Origin of the sequence: Saccharopolyspora gloriosae (assembly GCF_022828475.1) — a bacterium.
Lineage (GTDB): Bacteria > Actinomycetota > Actinomycetes > Mycobacteriales > Pseudonocardiaceae > Saccharopolyspora_C > Saccharopolyspora_C gloriosae_A.
Genome location: NZ_CP059557.1, coordinates 4,128,366 through 4,144,991, shown reverse-complemented (window position 1 = coordinate 4,144,991; position 16,626 = coordinate 4,128,366). Strand labels below are relative to the sequence as shown.

At 70.3% G+C, this 16,626-nt stretch carries 12 protein-coding genes; 7 read left to right on the top strand and 5 right to left on the bottom strand.

The window, feature by feature from the left end; translation table 11 throughout:
• The first annotated feature begins 81 nt into the window (after positions 1-81).
• The 7 genes from H2Q94_RS17870 to asnB all read left to right on the top strand — a co-directional run bounded on the left by H2Q94_RS17870 (position 82) and on the right by asnB (position 8,507).
• Complete coding sequence (locus H2Q94_RS17870; RefSeq protein ID WP_243788331.1) at positions 82-924, top strand: Rossmann-like domain-containing protein; 843 nt, start codon at positions 82-84, stop codon at positions 922-924.
• Positions 921-2,024, top strand: a complete 1,104-nt coding sequence (locus tag H2Q94_RS17865; protein ID WP_243788330.1) for a PLP-dependent cysteine synthase family protein — start codon at positions 921-923, stop codon at positions 2,022-2,024. Before H2Q94_RS17870 ends, H2Q94_RS17865 begins: the two co-directional genes overlap by 4 nt.
• Complete coding sequence (locus H2Q94_RS17860; protein ID WP_243788329.1) at positions 2,021-3,283, top strand: MFS transporter; 1,263 nt, start codon at positions 2,021-2,023, stop codon at positions 3,281-3,283. The genes H2Q94_RS17865 and H2Q94_RS17860 overlap by 4 nt, the downstream gene beginning before the upstream one ends.
• Positions 3,284-3,349: 66 nt before the next feature.
• Positions 3,350-4,744 (top strand): selenium-binding family protein, encoded by a 1,395-nt coding sequence (locus tag H2Q94_RS17855; RefSeq protein ID WP_243788328.1) that lies wholly within the window; start codon positions 3,350-3,352, stop codon positions 4,742-4,744.
• Positions 4,745-4,858: 114 nt separating this feature from the next.
• Positions 4,859-5,503 (top strand): GOLPH3/VPS74 family protein, encoded by a 645-nt coding sequence (locus H2Q94_RS17850; protein ID WP_243788327.1) that lies wholly within the window; start codon positions 4,859-4,861, stop codon positions 5,501-5,503.
• Between the two features lie 69 nt (positions 5,504-5,572).
• A complete protein-coding gene (locus H2Q94_RS17845; protein WP_243788326.1) occupies positions 5,573-6,274 on the top strand; it encodes a patatin-like phospholipase family protein in 702 nt (233 codons plus the stop codon).
• 403 nt (positions 6,275-6,677) lie between these two features.
• Positions 6,678-8,507 carry an asparagine synthase (glutamine-hydrolyzing) gene (gene asnB / locus H2Q94_RS17840; RefSeq protein WP_243788325.1) on the top strand — a complete coding sequence of 610 codons (1,830 nt, stop codon included), beginning with the start codon at positions 6,678-6,680 and terminating at the stop codon, positions 8,505-8,507.
• Between the two features lie 356 nt (positions 8,508-8,863).
• Here the strand turns inward: asnB and H2Q94_RS17835 are convergent, their stop codons facing one another.
• The 5 genes from H2Q94_RS17835 to H2Q94_RS17815 form a co-directional block, all read right to left on the bottom strand.
• Positions 8,864-10,300: a flavin-containing monooxygenase gene (locus tag H2Q94_RS17835; RefSeq protein ID WP_243788324.1), complete on the bottom strand. Its 1,437-nt coding sequence runs from the start codon at positions 10,298-10,300 to the stop codon at positions 8,864-8,866.
• Positions 10,301-10,554: 254 nt separating this feature from the next.
• Entirely contained in the window at positions 10,555-12,042 is a 1,488-nt protein-coding gene (locus tag H2Q94_RS17830) for a CoA transferase (protein ID WP_243788323.1), read from the bottom strand.
• A complete protein-coding gene (locus tag H2Q94_RS17825) occupies positions 12,029-13,822 on the bottom strand; it encodes an acyclic terpene utilization AtuA family protein (protein WP_243788322.1) in 1,794 nt (597 codons plus the stop codon). Before H2Q94_RS17825 ends, H2Q94_RS17830 begins: the two co-directional genes overlap by 14 nt.
• 307 nt (positions 13,823-14,129) lie before the next feature.
• Positions 14,130-15,053, bottom strand: a complete 924-nt coding sequence (locus tag H2Q94_RS17820; protein ID WP_243788321.1) for an SMP-30/gluconolactonase/LRE family protein — start codon at positions 15,051-15,053, stop codon at positions 14,130-14,132.
• 219 nt (positions 15,054-15,272) lie between these two features.
• Positions 15,273-16,622 carry a phosphotransferase family protein gene (locus tag H2Q94_RS17815; RefSeq protein WP_243788320.1) on the bottom strand — a complete coding sequence of 450 codons (1,350 nt, stop codon included), beginning with the start codon at positions 16,620-16,622 and terminating at the stop codon, positions 15,273-15,275.
• Positions 16,623-16,626 lie beyond the last annotated feature (4 nt).

Here is a 16,626-nt window from a genome sequence, read left to right as displayed (position 1 = left end):
CGTCCACATCGGACTCTTACGGTCTCCCGCGGGTCTAGCCCGCTTTCGTTCGTTCCATTTCGGTCCGGCTCGGGGAGATACGTGCGTCCTGTTCCTGCCACCACTGACCATTCCTTTTCGGACTCGCTGATCGAGTCCGCGCTGTCCGGCGCGTTCCGCGGCGCCGAAGGGCCTGAACCGGATCAGGCCACGGCCGCGGTGGCGTTCCTGACCGTGCAGGCCGCCCGCCACACCGGTCGCGGCACCGGCTACGTCAACACCGTGCTCAGCGTGCGGGTGGGTTCGGCCGTCGGTTCTTGCGCGGTGGAGCCGGGAGCGCTCGACGAGGACGCGGTGCGCGACATCGTCGGACGCAGCGTCGCGGAACTGCTGGAACACCCGCTGCAGCCGGTCCGGGTGGCCGCGCTGGACGCCTACCTCGCCGCGACCGCGCCGCACGCGACGCATCCGCTGGCCCGCCCAGTGCGGGTTCCGGCGGGAGATTCGCTGGCGAAATCGATGGCGCGGGCGCGCGCGGTGGCCGCGATCACCCAGGTCCCCGAAGGCGGCCGGGTGGCGGTGATCGGCGTGGTGAACTCGCTGCTCGCCGCGTTGCGGGAACGCGGCCTGAGCTACGTCCCGTGCGACCTCAAGGGCGGCCGGACCGAATGGGACGAGCCGATCCTGGAGGACCACGCGGCGGCGATCGAGGACGCGGACGCCGTGCTGGCTTCGGGCATGGTCCTCGGCAACGGCACGTTCGACGAGATCGCCGCGGCCTGCGCGGCCCGCGAGCTGCCGTTGACGATGTTCGCCCAGACCGGCGCCGCGGTGCTGCGCGAACTGCTCGGCGGCCCGGTGCGGGCGCTGTCGGCGGAGCCGTACCCGTTCTTCTGGCTCTTCGGTGAGGAGACCACGATCCACACCTACGAGCCGCCGCGATGACGGGTCGGGCACCGGCCCGGTGCGAGTCGCCGCTGGACCTGATCGGAAACACCCCGCTGCTGCGCGTCGACGCCCCGATCTCCTTCGCGCACCCGGGGTTCTGGGCGAAGCTGGAGGGCGTGGCCCCCGGCGGGATGAAGGCCAGAGCGGCGTACGCGATGCTCACCGGCGCACGTGCTCGCGGCGAGCTGCGCCCCGGCGGCACGGTGGTCGAATCCACCAGCGGCACCTTGGGGATCGGGCTGGCGTGCGTCGGCTCGGCGCTGGGGCATCCGGTGGTCGTCGTGGCCGATGACGAGCTCGACGACATGACCCGCGCGCTGCTCACGGCGCACGGGGTGCGGCTGGAACTGGTGCGCTCGCCGCATCCGGTGGGCGGCTGGCAGCGCGCCCGGCTGGAGCGGGTGCGGGAGCTGATGGGCACGCTGCCCGATCCGTATTGGCCGGACCAGTACAACAACCCCGACAACGTCACCGGCTATCACGGGCTGGGCCACGAGCTGCTCGACCAGCTCGACGAGCTCGACGTGGTGGTGTGCAGCGTCGGCACCGGCGGGCACAGCGCAGGCATCGCCCACGTGCTGCGGGAACGGCGTCCGGGCGCGCGGCTGGTCGGGGTCGACGCGGCGGGATCCACGGTGTTCGGCGATCCGGCGGCGAAGCGGCTGATGCGCGGCCTCGGCAGCAGCATCCATCCCGGCAACGTGGATTACGCGGCGTTCGACGAAGTGCACTGGGTAGGAGCCGCGGAGGCGGTCGCGGGCTGCCGGAGGTTGGCGGCGGGTGCGTTCGTCACCGGTGGCTGGAGCACCGGCGCGGTGGCGCTGGTCGCGTCCTGGTGCGCCCGAGAATCGGGCTCGGACCGGGTGGCCGCCGTGTTCCCCGACGGCCCGCACCGCTACTGGCAGACGATCTACGACGCGGAATTCCACGCCGCCCGAGGTCTTCCCGAGCCGGTCACCGAACCATTCGAAATGGACGGAATACCGTCTGAAGTGGACACGAAGACGAGTTGGAGGAGGTCGCGCAAGGTGGTCGATCCCTGCGCCCATCGCACCGCCGGTTCGGCGGGCTGCCCGGTCTGCGAGGTGCGCTCGTGAATCGCGCCGCGTTCGCCCGGTTGTCCCCGGCCGCGAAGCTGTTGGTGATCAACCAGTTCGGCATCAACGTCGGTTTCTACATGCTGATGCCGTTCTTGGCCGCGTACATGAGCGGGAACCTCGGCTACGGCGCCGCCGTGGTCGGGCTGGTGCTCGGTGTCCGCAACCTCAGCCAGCAGGGCATGTTCCTGCTCGGCGGCACCGCCGCGGATCGGCTCGGCTGCCGACCGATGATCATCGCCGGGTGCGCGTTGCGAGTGGTGTCGTTCGGCCTGTTCGCCGTGTTCACCTCGCTGCCCGGCCTGTTCGCGGCGGCGATCCTCACCGGGCTGGCAGGCGCGTTGTTCAATCCGGCGGTGCGGACCTACCTGATGCACGAGGCGGGGGAGCGGCGTGCCGAGGTGTTCGCCGTGTTCAACGTCTTCCAGCACGCCGGAACTCTGGTCGGCCCGCTTCTCGGGGCGCTGCTGCTGGCGGTGGACTTCCGGATCATCGCGCTGGTGGCCTGCGTGGCGTTCGCGGTGCTCACGGTCGCGCAGCTGCTGGTGCTGCCGCACCGCGAGGTCGAGTCGCAGCAGCAGAGCGTGCTGGGCAGCTGGCGGGAAGTGGTGCTCAACCGCCGCTTCCTCGGGTTCACGCTGTCGTTGTCGGCGTACTTCGCGCTGTACAACCAGCTCTACTTGACGTTGCCGCTGGAGGCGCAGCGCGTGTCGGGCATGGCGTGGTCGATCGCGGTGGTGTTCGGGGTGTCCACCGTGATCGGCGTGTTCGGCCAGGTCCGCATCACCGAGTGGTGCCGCCGGAGGTGGAGCTCGGGACGGTCGATCGTGCTCGGCCTGTGCTGCATGGGCGCCTCGTTCGTGCCGCTGATGCTGGCGGCCCCGGCGTTGCCGGAGAGCCTCCCGGCGCCGGGCGCGCTCGGCACGGCGCTGGCGTTCGTCCCGGTCGTGGTGGCGATCGTGCTGTTCACCGTCGGACAGGCCATGACGAACCCGTTCGCGATGGAACTGCTGCCGGAGATCGGCAGCGAACGGCTCGCGGGCACCTACTACGGCTTCTACTACCTGGTGTCGAGCCTGGTGGCGGCCGGGGTGAGCTGGCTGGCGGGCGCGTTGCTGGACGCGTTCGCCGAGCCGGGTGTGCGGTGGCTGCCGTGGCTGGCGTTGCTGCTGGTCGGTTTGGCGGGCGCCGCGGGAACGGCGCTCATGGAACGGCGCGGGCTGCTGAGCCGGGCGAAGGAGCAGGCCACGACCGCGTGACGAGCTGGCGACCTCCCGTGCGACGGGGTATGCCGTGGGCACGAGCCGTCCACGGGAGGTCCCGGCATGACCGATCCGACGTTCTACCGCAGCCCAGCCGACGCGATCGTCGCGCCACGGGAGGAACTGGCCTACGTAGCGGCGTTCGACCGCTCCGGGCGGCGCCCGGACGCGATGGCCGTGCTCGACGTGAACCCGTCCTCGGCCGAGTACGGCCGGATCGTGGGCTGGACCGACATGCCCGGCCGTGGTGACGAGCTGCACCACTTCGGGTGGAACGCGTGCAGCAGCGCGCTCAAGCACGAGGGCCACGACATGGACGGTCTGGCCCGCCGCTTCCTGCTGGTACCGGGGCTGCGTTCCTCGCAGCTGCACGTGCTCGACACCGTCCCGGATCCGCGCGCCCCGAGCCTGATCAAAACGATCACCGCCGGGGAACTGGCCGCGAACGCCGGGTACTCCCGCCCGCACACGCTGCACTGCGGACCGGACGGGGTGTTCCTCACCTGCCTGGGCGGCCGCGACGGCGCCGACGGCCCGGGAGGGATCGCGCTGCTCGACCACACCACGTTCGACGTGCTGCGCGCGTGGGAGACCGACCGCGGCCCGCAGCGGCTCGCCTACGACGCCTGGTGGCACCTCAACCGCAACACCCTGATCAGCAGCGAGTGGGGCGCACCCTCGTTGATCGAGGACGGACTGGTCCCGGAGAAGCTGCTGGCCCACGAGTACGGCCACGCCTTGCACTTCTGGGACCTCGCGGCCGGTGCGCACCGCCAGCGGGTCGAGCTGGGCGAGCAGCACCAGATGGTGCTGGAACTGCGCCCCGCCCACGACCCGGAGGCGACCTGGGGTTTCGCCGGGGTGGTGATCTCCACCGAGGACCTCTCGGCATCGGTGTGGCGCTGGCACCTCGACGGCGAGCAGTGGCGGGCGGACAAGGTGATCACGGTGCCCGCCGCGCCCGCCGACCCGGATTCGCTGCCTCCGGCGCTGAAACCGTTCGGCGCGGTCCCGCCGCTGATCACCGACATCGACCTGTCCGTCGACGACCGGTTCCTGTACGTGTCCTGCTGGGGGACGGGGGAGCTCAAGCAGTTCGACGTGACCGATCCCGCGTCACCTCGCGAAACCGGTTCGATCCGGCTCGGCGGCATTACCGCCCGCCACGAGCACCCGGCGGCGCCCGGCGAACCGCTCTCCGGCGGACCGCAGATGGTGGAGGTCAGCCGCGATGGACGCCGCGTCTACGTGACGAACTCCCTCTACGGCGCCTGGGACGACCAGTTCTACCCGGACGGAGTGGGCGCGTGGATGGCCAAGCTCGACGCCGATCCGGCGGGCGGTCTCACCGTCGATCCGGGTTTCTTCCCGCACGGCGACGAGTTCCGCGGACTCCGAGCCCACCAGGTCCGACTCCAAGGTGGCGACGCGTCGTCCGACTCCTACTGCTATCGCTAGTGCGCGGCCTGGTCCCGGGCTTCTGCCGTGGTTGACCATGCCGCGGCGGCACGGTTTTCACTGATCTTCGTCCACGTCAGGGAACCGTTCCCGGCCGAGTCGTGAGGAAATGACATGAACCAGCCGCTGCCGCACCAGATGTACCTGCTCTGCTACGACACGGAGAAGGGCAAGATCGAGTCCAGCAGTGCCCTGGTGCGCGGTCAGCTCATGCGCGCCGCCGCGGTGGCCGACCTGGCGCTCAGCGGGTGGCTCCGGGACCGGGACGGCAAAGCCGAGCGGACCACCACCAAGGCTCCGGACGATCCGTTCCTGGCCGAGGTGCTGAACTACCTGTCCCCGGATCGGCCGCGCCGCTGGTTCAACGTCGTGGACCACAACTGGCACACGGCGGAGGCGACCGTCCGCGACCTGCTCGACTCGACCGGAGTCATCACCGCCGACCGCCGCCGAGCACTGGGCCTGTTCCCGGTCCACGACATCGTCCTTCCCGATCCGGAGCGGGGCCGTGTCCTGCGGGAGCGGGTGCGCGGCGCGGTGCTCGGCGGGCACGACCCGGCCGGGATCGCGATCGAGGACGCGGCGCTGGCCACGTTCGCCCTGCAAGGCGACGTGCGCACCGTGTTCAGCCCCCGGGAACGTCGCGCGCACCGCGAGGTGGTCCGGGCCGTGGCCGATCGCGTCGACGTCGCCCTTCCCCGGCTGCGCAAGGCGCTGGACTACTCCATCGCAGCGCGTCGAGCGGGCGCGACCAGCTGACCGGCGGCCTGCGACGTGCTGCTCGGCCGTTGATCGCCGAGCGCGGTCCGAGGCGGTTACATTCGCAGGATGGACATCGGTAGGCGAGGTTTGGTCCTCGGCGGTGGCGGGGTCACGGGCGTCGCATGGGAGACGGGTCTGCTGTGGGGGCTCGCCGAGACCGGCTTGGACCTGTCGGCGGCCGACCTCATCGTCGGAACCTCGGCGGGTTCCACCGTCGCAGCGCAGATCACCAGCGGTGCCGGCCTCGACGAACTGTTCGAAGCCCAGCTGCGCGACGCGTCCGGCGAGATCGCCGCCCGGATGAGCCCGGCGGCGCTGCTGCGCTTCCTGGCCGCAGCCGCGTGGCCCGGTGATCGGCAGCGCGCCCGGTCCTGGCTCGGCCGAGCGGCCTTGCGAGCCGAGACGGTGCCCGAAGCGGAACGCCGCGCGGTCATCGAACAGCGGCTACCGAGCCACGACTGGCCCCGGCAGCGGTTGTTCATCCCTGCCGTCGACGCCGAAACGGGAGCCGTCAGCGTCTTCGACAACGACGGCGGCGTACCGCTGGTCGACGCCGTCGCGGCCAGCTGCGCGGTGCCGCTGGTGTGGCCACCGGTGACCATCAACGGACGCCGCTACGTCGACGGCGGTGTGCGTTCGGCGACCAATGTGGATCTTGCCGCGAACTGCGAGCGGCTCGTGGTCATCGCCCCACGACGGCGGCCGCACGGCGTGCCGACCGTCCCGCGGCACAGGCGGCGGCGCTCGGCGGGGAAGTCCGCTCGGTGATCGTGAGCCCCGGCTCGGCTGCGAAGAAGGCCATGGGCCGCAACCCGCTCGACCCCGCTCGACGGAAGGCCGCCGCACGAGCCGGCCGAGCTCAGGCACCCGAGATCGCGGAACAGGTGCGCGCCGTGTGGACGTAGCCCCGTCCGAAGAGACCGGTGCCACGGCAGTTGCCTGGAATGGGTGCGGAGCGTGGCTGGTGATCGTGGCTGGCCGGAGCCGGCCGGTGAAAATCGTGCGATTTCGCCTGGTCATGGAGGTTTGTAACTTTCCGGCCATATCGGAAATCTGTGTGTGACGTCACATTCGGTCACGCGATCGTCCTATCGTTGATCAAGAACCCGAGGAATAGCGTGCTGGTGCCTAGTTAGTTTGGGTAGCTATCTATATGGGTTGAGGTGGTCGTATGTGTGGCATCACCGGTTGGGTCTCCTACGGGCGTGATCTCGGCACGCAGGACGGCGTGCTGCGGGAGATGACGGAGACGATGGCCTGCCGCGGCCCGGACGCCGCCGGTACCTGGATCGCTCCGCACGCCGCGCTGGGACACCGGCGGCTCGCCGTCATCGACCTGCCCGGCGGGGCTCAGCCGATGAAGGTCGACACCCCCGACGGCGCGGTCGCGATGGTGTACTCGGGCGAGGCGTACAACTTCACCGAACTGCGCGACGAGCTGCGCCGCCGCGGACACCGGTTCGACACGGACTCCGACACCGAGGTGGTGCTGCGCGGCTACCTGGAGTGGGGCGAGCGGCTCGCCGAGGAGCTCAACGGCATGTACGCCTTCGCGATCTGGGACGAGCGCACCGAGAAGCTCGTCATGATCCGCGACCGCATGGGCATCAAGCCGTTCTACTACTACGAAACCGGCGACGGTGTGCTGTTCGGCTCGGAGCCGAAGGCGATCCTGGCGAACCCCGGCGTCGATCCGGTGATCGGCCTGGACGGTCTGCGCGAGGTCTTCTCGTTCGCCAAGACGCCGGGTTTCGCAGCGTGGGAGGGAATGCGGGAACTCCAGCCCGGGCATCTGGCCATTGTGGACCGCAACGGGCTGCGCGAACGCTGCTACTGGCGGCTGGAGGTCGGCGAGCACACCGACGACCGCGCGGCCACCGTCGCGCACGTCCGGGAGCTGCTCGACGACATCATCGCTCGCCAGCTGGTCGCGGACGTGCCGCGCTGCACCCTGCTCTCCGGCGGGCTCGATTCCTCCGCCATGACGGCGATCGCGGCGATGCAGCTGCGGGAGCAGGGCGAGAACGTGCGCAGCTTCGCCGTGGACTTCCCGAACCAGGCCGAGAACTTCCGCGCCATCGACGTCGCTCCGACTCAGGACGCACCGTTCGTGAAGGCCGTCGCGGAGCACGTCAAGAGCGACCACGAGGACATCATGCTCGACGGAGCCGCGTTGTCCGACCCGGCGGTGCGCGGCGCCGCTGTGGGCGCTCGCGACCTCCCGGTCGGTCTCGGAGACCGGGACAACTCGTTGTACCTGCTGTTCAAAGCCATCCGCGAACAGTCCACGGTCGCGCTGTCCGGTGAGTCCGCCGACGAGATCTTCGGCGGCTACCCGTGGTTCCACAACGAGCGGCAGCGCACGGCCGACACCTTCCCCTGGCTCGTCGACTCCCCGCTGAACCCCGGCGGGCTGCTCGACACCGGGCTGACCGAGCAGCTCGATCTGAGCGCCTACATCGGCGACAACTACGTGGCCGCGCTGAACTCGACCCCGCTCAAGGACGGCGAAACCGGGGTGGAGAAGCGGATGCGCCAGGTCAACTACATGCACCTGACCCGCATGGTGCAGACCCTGCTCGACCGCAAGGACCGGATGAGCATGGCGGTCGGGCTCGAAGTCCGGGTGCCGTTCTGCGATCACCGGCTGGTGCAGTACGTGTTCAACACGCCGTGGTCGCTCAAGACCTACGACGGCAGGGAGAAGAGCATCCTGCGCGGCGCCACCCGAGACACGCTGCCGGATTCGGTGGCGGACCGGAAGAAGAGCGGTTACCCGGGCAGCTTCGACCCGAACTACCTGATCGCCATCCAATCCCAGGCCGCCGACCTGATCTCGTCGAACCACCGGGTGCTGGACTTCTACGACAAGGACCAGCTCAAGGCCGCGACCCTCGCCGACGGCAAGACGATCGCGAACGAACAGCGCAACGCCATCGAACGAGTCCTCGACATCGCCACCTGGCTCGACCAGCGCAACCCGACGATCAAACTCGGCTGACGGGTTGCTACCGGGTTCTCAGCGGTTTCCTCGTGCGGAGTGCGATGTCGTTCGCGGCCGAGCCGCTCGCGAAGTCGTCCTCGCGGCGAGGGAGCCGCTGACTTCCACCGCCGGATCGCCATCGTTCTCCGGCGGCGGTCGCCGCGATGAACGTCCGGTCCGCGTCGGCGGGGATCTGCTCCAGCCGCGCCCCGGAGCGTCGCCTTGAGCACGGCGGTGTTCACCTGCAGCACGCCGTCGTCGTCCGGCGAGTCGTCGCCGGGGTTGAGCTGGATCCTGATGCCGCCCATTGCATCGGTCCCCTCCATCGCGTCCGCGGCTCCGCGCTGTCCGAACGGACCGGCGCGGCCCTCGAATCAGGCGATCGGTTCGTAGTCCGACGGCCGGAATGTCGTGCGCCTGCGGTATTCGAGGCTGGTTCCGGGCCAGTTGGTGCTGATGCGGCCGGTGGCGTCGCGGTACCAGCTAGTGCACTTCGTCCAGACGCTGTCGGCGAGTCTGCGCTGGATCTCCGCGTCGAAGGACTCCGCGACCTCGGGGCGGACGGCGATCGGGTTTCCCGCGCGGGCACTGTGGCGGATCGCCTGCGTGAGGTGTTCGGCCTGCTGTTCCAGCATGAAGACGATGGAGCCCGCGCCGACGTTGGTGTTCGGTCCGTACATCAGGTAGAGGTTCGGGAAGTGCGGAACCGAGATGCCGAGGTAGGCGTGCGCCCCGTTCCGGGACCACTGTTCACGCAGGTCGCGCCCGCCGATGCCGGTGACGTTCAGCGGGGCGAGGAAGTCGGAGGCGGTGAAGCCCGTGCCGTAGATGATGACGTCGACCTCGTGGAAGGCGCCTGCGGCGTCCGTGACACCGCCGGGGTGGATCGACTTGATGCCGGTATCGACTAAGTCCACATTGGACCGAGTTAGTGCGGGCAGGTAGTCACCGGAGAACAGCATCCGTTTACAGCCGATGGGGTACTGCGGCCACACCTTCTTGAACAGGTCAGGGTCGGGAACTTGCCGCTCCATGTGCCTGCGGCTGTACGCGGTGAGGGCGCGCGACAACACCTCGGAGTAGAGGAACGACAGGGTGACCGCCTCGCTGAATCCCCACCACACGGCGCGTTCGATCAACTGCGCGGCGCGCACCCTGCGGAATGCCCGGTGTCCGAACTCGGTGTCCGAGCGCGGCACGAGGTAGGCGGGGCTGCGCTGGAAGAGCGTGAGGTGCGCGACCTCGGGCTGGATCTCCGGGACGAACTGGACGGCGCTGGCCCCGGTGCCGATGACCGCCACGCGCTTGCCGGCGAGCTCGACGTCGTGATCCCACCGCGCGGAGTGGAAGGCGGCGCCTCGGAACGCCTCCCGCCCCGGGATGTCCGGCCACGCCGGGCGGGACAGCTGCCCGACCGCCGACACCAGGGCGTCGACCTCCACGACCCCGTCGCCGGTTCGGATCCGCCATGTGCGGGTGGCGTCGTCGTAGTGCGCGGCCGTGACCTCGGTCCTGAACCGGATGTGCCGGTGCAGGTCGTATTTGGTCGCGACGTCCCGCAGGTAGTCGAGGATCGCCGGTTGGCGGGAGAACCGTCGAGGCCAGTTCCGATTCGGCTCGAACGAGAACGAGTAGTAGGGCGACGGGACGTCGCAGGCCGCGCCGGGGTAGGTGTTCTCCCGCCACACGCCCCCGACGTCCGGGCCGCGCTCGAAGATCACCAGGTCGTTGATGCCGGACCGCTTGAGCTCGATCGCCGCGGCGAGACCGCCGAATCCGGTGCCGATCACGGCGACTGACGGATGACGCATCAACCCTCCAGGTCGTGAGCGCCTGGTCCGGACGGGGCTTCATGAGTCCTTCAGAAGGATCTTTTGATCATCGTCTTGGTAGCGGCGAAGCCGATGGGCAGTGACCACCCAGGCAAGATGACCACCGGCGGCTTCTCAGCGACTTCCTCGCGAGGACGGCGATGTCGCCGTGTACGGACATACACGAGAAATCGCGGCCACACCCGGCAGGCGAGGAAGCCGCTGAGATTCCGCTACCCGGACACCTGCGGAGCTCATTCCGAGCGCGCCGGCCACTCCGGCCGGGAAGAACCACGTGGCACGAGCACCGTGCGGTAGTGCCCGGGCGTCGCCGACATCCGGACCTGGTCGGTGACGCCCTGGTAGTGCCCCAGCGGAGTCTCGGCGGTGAAGGTCTCCGGATCGAGGTACGCGTGCCGTGCCTCGCTGCCCGCGGTGGCCTGCGCGTACTGCTTGTCGAACACGCCCATGCTGAGGATCCACAGCGCGGCGCGGGTGAGCGAAACGTGCACCCGGTAGCTGCCGCCCTCGGTGGCGCGGCGAGCCAGCGCTTCGGTGACTCCGGTGGCCAGCAGCCAGGACACGATGTAGTCGTTGACCACCAGAATCGGTGGCAGGCCAGGGATTTCGCCGTCGCCTTCGAGGTTCATCATGCCGGTGAGGCTGCCCGCGGTCTGATCGAATCCGACCCGTCCGGCCCACGGGCCGCGCTCGCCGTTGAGCGTGGTGGTGGCGTGGATGATGCCGGGGCGGGTCTCGGCGGCCTGCTCGGGGGACAGGCCGATGGAGCCGAGGTAGCCGGGGCGGCGGTTCGCGAAGAACACGTCCGCGTCGGCGAGCAGCCCGCGAATCCGTTGTGCGCCTTCGGGTTCGTACGGGTCGATGACGGAAGAACGGGCGCCGACGTTCGCGGTGACGTAGGTGGTGTCGTGCTCCAGTTCGTTGGGGCGCCACAGGTTCAGCACGTCCGCGCCGTGCAGTGCGAGCGAACGCCCGACGCCCGCTCCGGCGATCACGTGGCCCATGCCGAGCGCGCGGATTCCGTCCAGCGGGGAGTCGCCGCCGGTGAGCGGTTCCGGTTCGCTCTCGCCGATCTTGGTGATCTCGACCAGCGGCATGTCCGCGAGCGCCTCTTGGTAGTGCCGCTCGGCGAGGAGTTCCTCGGTGCTGCGCAGCATGGGCAGCACGGTGCCGGCTTCCACGGCGGCGTTCTCCAGGTCGAGGCCGTTCCAGCGGGAGATGGCGTTCGCGACGGCCTCGGCGTCGTCGGGGACGCCGAGCAGCTTCTGCGCCGCGATCTTGATCTTCGGGTAGGGGTTGAGCGGCATCATCCACCGGTCGTCGGCGGTGCGGTAGAAGGCGAAACCGAGCGCGTTCGACGGGTTCGCCGCCGAGGCCGCCGGATACCCGTTGAGCAGCTCCCACTTGCGGTCGTAGAACGGGCACAGCCGGTGCGGTGCGGACCGCAGGTCCACCTCGATGTCCTGGCCGTCGCCGCCCCGCAGCCGCCACAACTTCGCCACCGCCGCCGACTTCGCGGCCAGCGCGATCGCCGAACCGCCCCCGAGGCGCAGCGTGCTGGGCACCACCGGGTCGGCGCCGTGGAACGTGATGGAACCGCCGGAGTCGCCCGCGCTCATCCCCACTCCGCCGAGCACTTCCTCGAGTTCGGCGTGCGGGTCGAACGCGTCCGAGGTGGCCGGCTCGTTCACGGCCTTCGCGACGCGGTCAGTCAGCGACATGATTGCCTCCTTCGCCCGGCAGCAGTTTCACCGGGATGGTCACGTGTTTCGCGCGCAGGTACTCGCCGACGGCCTTGCCGACCTGGTCGACGCGCAGGTTCGAGGATCCGCCGGTGCCGAGCAGGCCGCGCAGCACGAAGTGCACCGCGCGCAGGTTCGGGAACTCGTGGCGCACGACGTCCAGGCCTGCGCACTCCGGCATCAGTTCGCGCAGCGCGGCGGTGGACAGGGTTTCCCGCAGCCAGGGCCAGGCCCGGTCGTCACCGACCCAGATGCCGACGTTGCTGTTGCCGCCCTTGTCGCCGCTGCGCGCGTGCGCCAGCAACCCCAACGGCGCCGACCTGGTCTCGCCGGTGCTCGACACCGCGGGTTCCGGATGCGCGGGCTGCGGACCGGCTCGCTCGGTGAGCGCGGGCGGCTTGACGTCCACGATGGAATCGTCCGGGAGCACGACCCGGTGCGGCACTTCGGACATCGGCAGCAGCGCAGGCCAGTAGTCGATGCGCGGTCGCGGGGTGGAGGTGAGCCCGGCACCGCCGTCGTGGAAATAGCCGGGAATGCTCTGCAGGTAAAGAGATCCGAGCCGCGCCGCCGCGTCGAACCGCTCCAGCGGCTCCTTGTCCACGGCCGTCGCCATCACCCGCAGGCCGACCGTCGCGTCCCACTGCGTGGCCGGATCGGTCGCGGCGGTGCCGATCCGGGTGACGTCCAGGTCGGTGATGCCGTCCGGGAGGGCGCGGCCGATCTGGGCGCGCAGCAGGTCGACCTTCGCGTCGACGTCCAAACCGGTCACGAACACCGTGTTGACCACCTGATGCCCGAGCTGGCCGAACACCGCGACCTTCGTCGTCGGCGACGGCGGAGAGCCGGTGGTCCCGGAGACTCGCACCCGGTCCGGCCCCACGAGCTCCAGCGCGACCTCGTCGAGGTGCACGGTGACGTCGGGGTTCAGGTAGGTCGGGCCTTGGATCTCGTAGACGATCTGTGCGGTGACCGTGTCGGTGGTGACGGTGCCGCCGTCGTGGGTGTGCTTGGTGATGACGCTGTGGCCCGCCGCGTCGATCTCGGCGATGGGGAAGCCCGGTACCAGCATGCCCGGCACCCGGGTGAACCCCGAGAAGTTGCCGCCGGTGGCGTGCGGGCCGCACTCGATGATGTGCCCGGCCAGCACCGCCCCGGCCAGCGCGTCCCAGTCCTCGCGTCCCCAGCCGTGCCACCACGCGGCGGGGCCGGTGGTCAGCGAGGCGTCGGTGACGCGACCGCACACCACGATGTCGGCTCCGCCGGTGAGCGCTTCGGCGATGCCCCAGCCGCCGAGGTAGGCGTTCGCGGCCATCGGCCGGGCGGCCCACTCGTCCAGCGCGGCACCGGAGTCGAGGTTCTCCAGGCGGTGTCCGGCGGCCTCGTATCCGGGCAGCCGGTCGAGCACGTTGTCGCCCTCGACGTGCGCGACGCGCAACGCGACGCCTTCGGCGGCGATGAGTTCGCGCAACGCGGTGGCCAGGGCGGCGGGGTGGAATCCGCCCGCGTTGGTGACGACCTTGACGCCGCGTTCGGCGAGCGTCGGCAGGTGCGGGCGCAGCTGGTCGACGAAGTACTCCACGTAGCCGCGCGCCGGATCCCGCCGGTAGCGCACCGACAGCGCCGCGAGGGTGATCTCCGCGAGGTAGTCGCCGATCAGCACGTCCACCGGATCACCGGCCAGTGCCTCGTCCACGGCGGTGAATCGGTCGCCCAGGTACCCGGAGAAATCGCCGATGCGGATGGCGCGTTCACGCACTGCCGAACACCTCACTAGTAGTCAGGTCCCACGCTAGGCCGGGACGGAGTTCGCGGCCACGACCATTCGGCGAAGGCCGGCGTGCCCGCGGCGGTCATGCCGGGGCGGAGTGATCTTTGATCCTCGTCCTGTCGGCGGCGAAGCCGATGAGCAGCGACCGGCCGGAGCAACCAGCACTGCGCGGGTTCTCAGGTGTTTCCTCGCGTGGACGGCCCTTTCCCTCGTGGCGGACCCACTTGGGAAAGATCTCGCAGCGAGCAAGCACCTGAGGTTCCGCTACCCGGACACCTACGCAGGCCACCACCCCTCAACCAACGAACCGCCCAAGGCCGGGGCGGGGCCATTCTGTGCGGTAGAGGACTCCGCGGCCGGAGGAAGTGATGTAAGCCGTGCGCAGGTCGGGTCCGCCGAAGCAGATGTTGGTGACCATCGGATCCGGCACCGGGACCGGCACTACGTCGACGATCTCCCCGTCCGGGCTGAGCACCGTGATCGCGCCGGTGTTCAGCGTCGCCACGCACACGTTGCCCGCCGAGTCCACCGCCAGCGAGTCGAGCATCTGCGCCCCGGCGAAGCCGTGCAGCAGCTTCGCGTGCCGCGCACCGGCGCCGCCCGCCGGTCCGCGCACTCGGCCGGGTCCGGTGACGTCCCAGCACCACACGCGTCCCGGCCCCGTTTCGGCGACGTACACGCGGTCACCGTCCGGGGACAGGCCGACTCCGTTGGGTTGTTGGAGCGGGTGGACGATCTCCTCCACGCCGGAACCGTCGGGCAGCGCGTAGTACAGGCCGCCCAGGTCCATGTCCCGGTCGCGGGTCTTGCCGAGGTCGGTGAAGTAGAACCCGCCGTGGGCGTCGAAGACGAGGTCGTTCGGCCCGCGCAAGGGATGGCCGTCCACTTCGGTGTAGAGGTCGGTGACGGTGCCGTCGAAGGTGACGCGCTGGATGCGGCCACCGATGTAGTCGTCGGGCTGACCACCGGGGAGGGTGATTTCTTCCCGGTCGTGCCAGACGAATCCACCGTTGTTGCACACGTACACTGCGCCGTCCGGGCCGATGGCCGCGCCGTTCGGCCCGCCACCGCAGTCCGCGAGCACCGAGACCGACCCGTCCGTGGCGACCCGGGACAGCGTGCCGCGCCGGATCTCCACGACCAGCACGGAGCCATCGTCGAGCGCGACGGGGCCTTCGGGGAATCGCAGCCCGTCGGCGACGGCGGTGAGTTCGGGCATGGGTGAGAACTCCTTTCACGGGGCGGTCTTCTGCTTCGGGGTCGATTCGGCGCAACCCAGGGTGTTCCCTCGCGGCGGGGTCGATGTGGCGAGCGGCCCCGCCACGAGCGAGATCGCCGTCCTCGCGAGGAAACACCCGGGACCCGCTGGTGGCCGCCTGGTTCCTCAGCGGTTCAGCCGCTGCCGGGACGAGGCCAACGGCCACGTTGGACGGGCTCCTCATGGGTTCTCGAGATAGCGAGGATTGGCTACCAGCAAGCGGTCGGTGACGCCTTCGCGCAAGGCGGCGAGGATCTCGGCGCCGTCGGCTCCGGCCCGGATCGCGGCGGCGAGCTCGGCCTCGTCGCGGTAGCCGAGCGCGGCCAGCCGGTCCTGCCGCCGCCGCTGCTGCTCAGGCCCGAGCCGCAGTTCGCGTTCGACCGTGCCCAGCACGTTCTCGGCGACCAGCGCGTGGAACCGGCTGCGTCCGTCCAGCGCGGGCCGCGCATCGGTGCGCAGGAACTCGGCCACCGCCGCGACCAGTTCAGTCGCCGTGGGGCGCCCGTGCAGTGCGGGCTCCGGCACATCCGGTGGCTCGGCGTCGGCCGGGGCCGCCGGAATTCCCAGTGCCAGCAGCAAATCGTGCTCCTGCTCGCACACTCGCCTGCCAATCGCGGCGAGTTCCACCGAGCCATCGGTGCCGGTCAGGTGCCGCCGGGCCATGTCGCGGCAGCCGACGGCCCACTTCGCCGTCCCGTACACCTCCCACCAGTGCACCGCCGCCGGGTCCGGTGCCCAGCCCGCTTCCTCGGCGTATCCGGCGAGCAGATCCGCGCGTTCCCCGAACCCGCCGACCGGCGCGGCGGAGGCGAACCGCCAGGCCTTGACGCACAGCCACCCCAGGTCCTCCAGCGGGTCGCCCCGGTGCACCAGCTCCCAATCGAGCACCGCGCGCAAGCCGTCAGCACCGACGATGAGGTTGCCGTTGCGGAAATCCCCGTGCACCACGACATCTCCGGCCGGAGGCGGCCGGTTCTCCCGCAGCCACCGGAGGCCGAGCTCCAGCGCGGGCAGCGGTTCGGCGTGCCGCGCGTGGTCGGCCTCCAACGCGGCCAGCGGGTCCGGCCCGGTCAGACCGGGAACCTGTTCGGGCGGGATGCGGTGGACGCGGGCGAGCACCCGGCCGAGCTCGGCGGCCAGCGTCGGGCGCACCTGATCGAACTCCGGTTCCCGCAGCAGCCGCCGCGGAATCGTTTCGCCCGGGACGTTCTCGCTGATCAGGTACGGCGCCCCGAGCACCGCCGGATCGGAGTCGTGGTCGAGCAACGCGGGCACGGGCACGCCGCAGCGGGCCGCGGCGGCGATCACAGCGGCCTCCACGCCCATCGACTCCGGCCGGTCGTAGCCCGGCGGATCACGACGCAGGATCAGCGGGTAGCCGGCGGTGGCGGTCGTAGCGCGGAACGTCCAGGTCTCCCGGCTCGCGCCGCCGGTGAGCCGTTCCGGGGCGGACACCTCTACCGCCGTACCGAGCACTTCGGTGAGCCTGGCGGTGAGGCTGATGCGGAGTTGTTCGCTCGCTGTGGACATGTCG